A 6,750-nucleotide genomic window follows, 5' to 3' on the forward strand; every position below is an offset into this window, starting at 1 on the left:
TTTCGAAGACAGTGTGGAAGAAGTCCTCGAACGCCTCGTGTGACCGGCCGGAGCGTGCGGTGATCAGTGTGCCTTCCCAGGCGCTGAGCACGAACCGTGCCGTCCGCTCGGTGTCGAGGTCCGCCCGCAGGTCGCCGTCCCGCTGTGCCTCGGCGAGGGCGCCCGCGATCCGCGAGGCCCAGTGCCCGAGGGACGCGCGGACGCCGGCGCGGATCGTCTCGCTGTGGTCGGCGATCTCGGCGCCGAAGTTGCCGAACATGCAGCCCCGGGTGAAGTCCGCGTCCACGGTCTCGTCGCGCAGGAACTCGAAGTGCGCGCGCAGCCGTGCCAGCGGCGCACTGCCCGGTGCCGCCAGCTCGTGCGTCCGCCGGCCCGCGCCGTAGCGGTCGAGCGCGACGAGGGCCAGCGACTCCTTGCTGTCGAAGTGGTTGTAGAACGACCCCTTCGGCACCCCGGCCGCGTCCGTGATGTCCTTCACGCCCGCGGCGTTGTACCCCTTCGCGTGGAACTGCTCGACCGCGGCGTCGAGGATCGCCTCGCGCATGCTCTGCCGGGCCATGGCCACCTCCTCCGGCGCAATACGGCCAGTCGTCTCCCGGCTGTCAACATACACCCGGGACGGCGCCGGCCCGCCGGGTCAGGCCGCCGTGTCCAGCACGATCCGGAAGCGGGCCTTTCCGGCCATCATGCGCTCGTAGGCCTCCGGGGCCCGCGACAGGGGCATCGTCTCGACGATCGGGCGGACGCCGGAGCGCAGGCTGAACTCGAGGTTGTCCTCGTTGTCGATGGAGGAGCCGGTCAGGCTGCCGCTGACGGTGCGTGAGCCGAGGACCAGGTCGGGCGCGGCGACGGAGATCGGGTCCATGGGGACGCCCACCACGACCATGTGTCCGCGCGCGGCGAGTCCGGGCACCAGAGGGGCCATGGACGCACCGTTCGCCGCCGTGGCGACGATGGCGTCCGCGCCGCCCAGCTCGCGCAGTGCGGCCCCCGGGTCCTGCGCCGAGCTGTCGATGTAGTGGCTCGCGCCGAGTTCCAGGGCGAGCTTCTCCTTCTCCCAGCCCCGGGCGATGGCCGCGACGCGGTAGCCGAGCCGGGTGGCGTACTGCACGCCCAGGTGGCCGAGGCCGCCGATGCCCTGGATCGCGACGAGTGCGCCGGGCCGCAGCTGGAGCCGGCTCAGGGCGCTGAAGGTGGTGAGGCCGGCGCAGAGCAGCGGGGCGGCGAGGGTGGGGGACAGGCCCTCCGGAACCCGCGCCAGACCGCTGCTGCGGGCGATCATCACCTCGGCGTAACCGCCGTCGGTGGTGGTGCCGGTCCGGTGCTGATCGGTGCAGTTGACGAAGTCGCCGCGGCGGCAGGGCGTGCACTCGCCGCAGTGGCCGCCCAGGAAGCCGACGCCCACGCGGTCGCCCACGCGCCAGGCGGTCACGCCCTCGCCGACGGCGTCGATGACGCCGACGACCTCGTGGCCAGGGACGACCGGCTGGGTCGGGTCGGCGCGTATGCCCTCCACGGCGAGGGCGTCGGAGTGGCAGACACCGCAGCTCTCGACCCTCAGCCGGACGTGCCCGGCGGGCGGAGCCGCGACCTGGCGGGTGACGAGTTCGAAGTCGCGGGTGCCTGTGACCTCGAATGCGCGGTACGTGGACATGGTTTCTCCTCGGCTGCTCGAGCGGGTTGGGGTTGAGGTGGCCCGGCGGGGTGCTGCGAAGTGAGCGCGGCGGCGCGCGGTGGCGCGGACCGGTCCCGTCACTTCGGCGCGACGGGAACCACCGAAAGACAATATGACCGGTCGTCTTAAGCGCGTCAAGCGCCACCCGCGCCTCGGGCGGCGCAAGGGGGCGGGCGGTGGTGGGGCGGACATGGCGACGCCGGCCCGCCCTCACGGTGTGGGGCGGGCCGGCGTGATGTGCCGAGGTCTCGGCTGCCGGGTCAGGTGGCCGGGACGGCGCGGGCGCTGCTCGCGGATGCCGCGAGCGGCAGCGCGCCGCCGAGGTGGTCGCGGGGTCGGTCGGGGCTCAGAGGCAGTACCGGACGAGCCATTCGTCGGCGGAGTAGGCGTTCCTTGCCGGGTCGGGCGCGGCGGCCGGGCGCTCCTGGATCATCTGGTCGGGTCGGACGCGCTCCGGCAGTTTGCCGAACCGGGCCTTGCGCGCCGTCGCGGCGGCGTCAGGGGTCTTGTGTGATGAGGGCGGCATGGCGTCGTCTCCTCCGCGGGGGTGTCGATTCATCGACGATGCCCCGCTCGTCATCACCTGTCAAGAAGGTGATCAACTTCGGTGCTGTGACCTGGCTCGCGCGGTTCTCGGGAGGGTGGCACTCGACTGCCGCCGGGTGGCGGCGGAACTCCCGCCGGGGCGCCGCGACCTGGGGCGGAGCGGGCCGCCCTCGCGCGGGTGCGCCTCAGATGCCGGACGCGAGCCGCCGCAGGATCCGCTCCGCGGGCTCCTCGGTGGCGTGCCGGTACCCCGTACCCGCCCACAAGTGGATGCGCTCCTGGTCGCCGGCGGCGGCAGCCGCCTTGCGCATCGGGCCGGTCAGGTGGTGCAGGGCCGGGTAGCCGGTCGGGGCCGCTTCGCTGTGGCGGTCGGTGAAGCCGTTGCGCAGCGCCCTGGCCGGGCGCCCCGTGAAGGCCCGGGTGACCACTGTTTCGGTGCGCGCCGGGTCGGCCAGCGCCGCCCGGTGCGGCGCCGAGGTGCCGGCCTCGTCGGCGCGCAGGAGAATGGTGCCGACCATGACCGCGTCGGCTCCGGCGCGCAACGCACCGGTCACGGCAGCCGGGGTCGCCACGCCGCCGGCGGCGACGAGCGGCAGGGCTGCGGCGGCGCGCACCTCGCCGAGCAGCTCCTCCAGCGGGACGGGCGCCGGCATGTGCTGCGGAGTGAGCGTCCCCGAGTGCCCGCCCGCGGCGGACGCCTGCACGGCCAGCATGTCGGCCCCGGCCTCCGCGGCCGCCCTGGCCTCCGCGGCGGAGGTGACGGTCTGCACGACGAGGCTTCCTGCGGCGCGCAGCGCGGAGACGACGGGCGCCTGCGGAATGCCGAAGGTGAAGCTCACCACCGGCACCGGGTCGGCGAGGAGGAGGGCGACCTTGTCCGCCCAGTGGTCGTCGTCCTCGACCGGCTCCGCGGCGAGCGTGTCGATGTCGTACGCGGCGGCGTCGCGGGCGATGGCACGGGCGTAGCGCCGGAAGGCGCCGGGGTCGACCGGGACGGGGTTGGGCGCGAAGAGGTTGACCCCGAAAGGCACGCCCGTGGGCCGGACGGCGGCGATCTGCTCGGCCAGCGCTTCGGTGGTGCGGTATCCGCCGGGCAGGAAGCCCAGGCCGCCGGCCTCGGCGGCCGCGGTGACCAGGGCGGCGGTGGTGGGACCGCCGGCCATGGGCGCGGCGAGGAGAGGTGTGTCCACCCCGAGTGCGGGCAGCGGCGAAACCATGGTGTGAGTGCTCCTCCTGCGCGGTGGCGCCACTCGCTCGAGGAGTGAGCGGCCTCGGTGCGGTGCCGGCCGGGTGTGCTCGGCGGCCCGCAGTTGCCAGTATACGACCGCCCGACTACGGTTTATTAGACCGGTCGACTATTTCTTGGGTGCTGACGCTCCGGACGCGGACCGGAACAGCCCCCAGATGAGAACGAAGGAGAACCGACATGAGCGCTGACCCGACGGACGTGGCGAACAACCCCATGCGCGAGGTGGTGTCCCGCTGGAAGGCCGCCTTCGACGGCCACCGGCCGGACGAGATGGCCGCGCTGTTCACCCCCGACGCGCTGTTCCAGGGCTTCGGTCCCGAGACCACGGCCGGCCGGGAGCAGGTGCGCGCCTACTACGAGGCGGTTGCCGAGGGCCGCTGGGCCGACGTGGGTGAGATCCGGGGTTACCGCATCGGCGACGAGGTGGCCGGCGGCTTCGCCGACATCGTCTTCCGGGACGCGGCGGGGTGGGCGGCCCCCGTGCACCTCTCGCTCGTCCTGCAGCGCGAGGGCGACGGCTGGCTGATCCGCGCCTACCACGTCTCCCGCATCCTCGCCGACCACTGAGCCCATGAAGTGGCTCCTGGCGGCAGCGCGTTGCGAGGTCTGGCCTCCCAGGAGGGAGGCAGCCGGTCGTGGCGCCGCCCGGGCCCGCGGGCGCAGGGTTGGTGGTGCGTCACCGGCCCGGCCGCCCGCTCGAAGGGACGGCCTTGCCGTTTCCCGTCTTTTTGTTTTTGTTCCGTTTCCAGGAGAGGCGACATCGTGAAGGAGTTCCTGGTCGAGCTCACCACCACCGTTCCCGAGGGCACCGATCCGGCCGAGGTCGACCGGCGTCGCGCGGCCGAGTCCGTCCGGGCCGCGGAACTGGCCTTTGCCGGGCACCTCGTGCGGTTGTGGCGTCCGGTGGGCGAGATGCGCAGCATCGGGCTGTGGCGTGCCGAGGACGATGCGCAGCTGTACGAAGAGGTCCTCGGCACGCTGCCGTTGTGGCCGTGGATGTCCGCGGCCGTCACCGCCGTGCAGTCGCACCCCAACGACCCGGGAAGGGCGGACGGCGCCGGCTGACGCGCACGCCGTACAACCTGCCGCGAGCGGCTGTGCACGACGCCCCGCGGCATCCGCAGCACACGCCCGCACGGCCCTCGGGCGCCCGGAAACGGGCGCGACGGGGGCCGCGCCGCGTGCGCACAGGGATCCCCTTGTCGAGGAACATGTCATGAGCAAATCAATAGGTTCGCCCGCCGTCGCCGCCGGCGGCCTTCTCGTCGCGCCCTGGGGCCATGTGGCCCGGGCCGCGGCGGCGCTGGCGGCGGCCATGGGCGTCGGCCGCTTCGTCTACACCCCGATCCTGCCCCTGATGCAGGCGCAGGCACGCCTGACGGTGGGGGCCGGCGCCCATCTGGCCACCGCCAACTACGTCGGCTATCTCGCCGGGGCGCTCGCCGGGACCTTCCTGCCCCGGCTGGCCCGCTCGACCCCTGTCCTGCGGGGGTCGCTGCTGCTGCTCGTGGCGAGCCTCGCCGCCATGCCGCTCACACGCACGACCGCGGTGTGGCTGGTGCTGCGCCTGGTCGCGGGCGCTGCCAGTGCGACGGTCTTCGTCATCGCCGTCAACGCGCTTCTCGGGCGGCTGCGTGAGCACCCCGCCCACCTGCCCGGCTGGGGCTTCGGCGGGATCGGCGCCGGGATCGCCCTGTCCGGTCTGCTCGTCCTCGCGTTGCGCGGCTTCGCCGACTGGCGGGCCGCCTGGGGGGCGTCCGCCGCCCTCGCCGCGCTGCTCTCGGCGCCGGCCTGGGGGATACGGACGGAATCCGCTCCTGCCGCGCCGGACGTCCCGGCCCCCGCAGGGCGGCGCAGTGAGGAGGCGCCGCGCACGCACCGCTGGTTCGGCGCCCTGTTCGCCTCGTACACGCTGGAAGGCGTCGGCTACATCATCGCCGGCACGTTCCTGGTCGCTGCGATCGACCAAGGCTCGCCCGGCCGGCTCGGCACCGCGGCATGGGTGCTGGCCGGGGTGGCGGCCGTCCCCTCCGCCGCGCTGTGGGCGCGCCTGGGGCGGCGCTGGTCCCGTCCGGACGTGCTGCTCGCCGCACTCGTCCTGCAGGCCGCCGGGATCGCCCTGCCCGTTGTGGTCGGGGGGCCCGCCGCGGCGCTGGCCTCCGCGTTCCTCTTCGGCGGCACCTTCATCGGCGTGAGCACGGTGGCCCTCGCCGCGGGCACGCATCTGCGGTTCCCGCGCGCGGTCGCCCTGCTGACCGCCGGCTACTCGGTCGGTCAGATCCTCGGCCCCCTGGCTGTCGAACCCCTGGTGCGGCACGGCTACCGGCAGGCACTGGTCCTCGCGGCTCTCGTCGTCCTGGCCGCCGCATTGGCGGCCTTGGTGCTGCGTGCCGGGTTCCCGCACCGCATGGACGCGTCCGGCGTCGGGTAGGCGACCCAGGGCCGATTTGCCGCAAATGGGATTTTTGCCCTTTGACATTTCTCGACCGGTCGTCTACTTTCTGAACTGACCGGTCGACTAGTGCCGGAGTCCGTGCAACGACATCCTTGGAGAAGGAACCATGAACGTTCAGGGTCGGAAGGTCGCAGTCGTGACAGGTGCCTCGCAGGGCATCGGCGCCGGGCTGGTCGAGGGCTACCGCAAGCTGGGGTACGCCGTGGTCGCCACCTCGCGCAGCATCGGCGAGTCGACCGACCCGGAGGTGGTGACGGTCCGGGGGGACATCGCCGACCGGGACACCGCGCAGCGCGTGATCGACACCGCGATGGAGCGCTTCAGCCGGGTGGACACACTCGTCAACAACGCGGGCATCTTCGTCGCGAAGCCGTTCACCGAGTACACCGAGGAGGACTACCGCGCTGTGCTGCATGTGAACGTGGACGGCTTCTTCCGCATCACCCAGCTCGCCGTGGACCGCATGCTGCAGCAGGGCGGGGGGCACGTCGTCCAGATCTCCAGCAGCCTCGGCGACCAGGCGGACGCGAAGGTGACGTCGGTGCTGGCGTCCCTGACGAAGGGCGGCCTGCAGGCGGCGACGCGGGCGCTGGCGATCGAGTACGCGACGCGGGGCGTCAGGGCGAACGCGGTGGCGCTGGGGACCATCAAGACGCCCATGCATCCGGAGGAGACGCACGAGGCCCTGGCGGGGCTGCACCCCATGGGGCGTATGGGGGAGATCGACGACATCGTCGAGGCGGTTCTCTACCTGGAGCAGGCGCCTTTCGTGACAGGGGTGACCCTCCCCGTGGACGGCGGTCAGACCGCCGGCCGTTGAGCGGC

8 protein-coding genes are annotated in these 6,750 nt (G+C 73.2%); 4 read left to right on the forward strand and 4 right to left on the reverse strand.

Going from position 1 to position 6,750, the window contains the following annotated elements; all coding sequences use genetic code 11:
- From AC3ET4_RS29910 to AC3ET4_RS29925, 4 genes are all read right to left on the reverse strand, one after another.
- Nucleotides 1–559 (reverse strand): TetR/AcrR family transcriptional regulator (locus tag AC3ET4_RS29910; protein ID WP_431954956.1); only part of this gene is annotated, 559 nt, incomplete at its 3' end.
- Between the two features lie 78 nt (nt 560–637).
- Nucleotides 638–1,654 carry an alcohol dehydrogenase gene (locus tag AC3ET4_RS29915; protein ID WP_431954958.1) on the reverse strand — a complete coding sequence of 339 codons (1,017 nt, stop codon included), beginning with the start codon at nt 1,652–1,654 and terminating at the stop codon, nt 638–640.
- 367 nt (nt 1,655–2,021) lie between these two features.
- The gene (locus tag AC3ET4_RS29920; RefSeq protein ID WP_431954959.1) at nt 2,022–2,201 is read right to left on the reverse strand and encodes a hypothetical protein; all 180 of its coding nucleotides are present in this window, start codon (nt 2,199–2,201) and stop codon (nt 2,022–2,024) included.
- A 205-nt stretch (nt 2,202–2,406) separates the two neighbouring features.
- A complete protein-coding gene (locus AC3ET4_RS29925; RefSeq protein WP_431954961.1) occupies nt 2,407–3,438 on the reverse strand; it encodes a nitronate monooxygenase in 1,032 nt (343 codons plus the stop codon).
- Between the two features lie 209 nt (nt 3,439–3,647).
- Here AC3ET4_RS29925 and AC3ET4_RS29930 point away from each other — a divergent pair, with 209 nt between their 5' ends.
- The 4 genes from AC3ET4_RS29930 (at nt 3,648) to AC3ET4_RS29945 (ending at nt 6,745) form a co-directional block, all read left to right on the forward strand.
- The gene (locus AC3ET4_RS29930) at nt 3,648–4,037 is read left to right on the forward strand and encodes a YybH family protein (RefSeq protein WP_431954963.1); all 390 of its coding nucleotides are present in this window, start codon (nt 3,648–3,650) and stop codon (nt 4,035–4,037) included.
- Between the two features lie 195 nt (nt 4,038–4,232).
- Nucleotides 4,233–4,535: a muconolactone Delta-isomerase family protein gene (locus tag AC3ET4_RS29935; RefSeq protein WP_431954965.1), complete on the forward strand. Its 303-nt coding sequence runs from the start codon at nt 4,233–4,235 to the stop codon at nt 4,533–4,535.
- A 151-nt stretch (nt 4,536–4,686) separates the two neighbouring features.
- Nucleotides 4,687–5,901 carry a YbfB/YjiJ family MFS transporter gene (locus AC3ET4_RS29940; protein ID WP_431954967.1) on the forward strand — a complete coding sequence of 405 codons (1,215 nt, stop codon included), beginning with the start codon at nt 4,687–4,689 and terminating at the stop codon, nt 5,899–5,901.
- Nucleotides 5,902–6,031: 130 nt separating this feature from the next.
- Nucleotides 6,032–6,745 (forward strand): SDR family NAD(P)-dependent oxidoreductase, encoded by a 714-nt coding sequence (locus AC3ET4_RS29945; protein WP_431954969.1) that lies wholly within the window; start codon nt 6,032–6,034, stop codon nt 6,743–6,745.
- Nucleotides 6,746–6,750: the final 5 nt, after the last annotated feature.

Source organism: Actinacidiphila sp. bgisy167, assembly GCF_057707665.1.

Coding starts and splice junctions, on each gene's coding strand:
- AC3ET4_RS29925 (WP_431954961.1), bottom strand. CDS start 3,438: ATGGTTTCGCCGCTGCCCGCACTCGGGGTGGACACACCTCTCCTCGCC.
- AC3ET4_RS29930 (WP_431954963.1), top strand. CDS start 3,648: ATGAGCGCTGACCCGACGGACGTGGCGAACAACCCCATGCGCGAGGTG.
- AC3ET4_RS29940 (WP_431954967.1), top strand. CDS start 4,687: ATGAGCAAATCAATAGGTTCGCCCGCCGTCGCCGCCGGCGGCCTTCTC.
- AC3ET4_RS29915 (WP_431954958.1), bottom strand. CDS start 1,654: ATGTCCACGTACCGCGCATTCGAGGTCACAGGCACCCGCGACTTCGAA.
- AC3ET4_RS29920 (WP_431954959.1), bottom strand. CDS start 2,201: ATGCCGCCCTCATCACACAAGACCCCTGACGCCGCCGCGACGGCGCGC.
- AC3ET4_RS29945 (WP_431954969.1), top strand. CDS start 6,032: ATGAACGTTCAGGGTCGGAAGGTCGCAGTCGTGACAGGTGCCTCGCAG.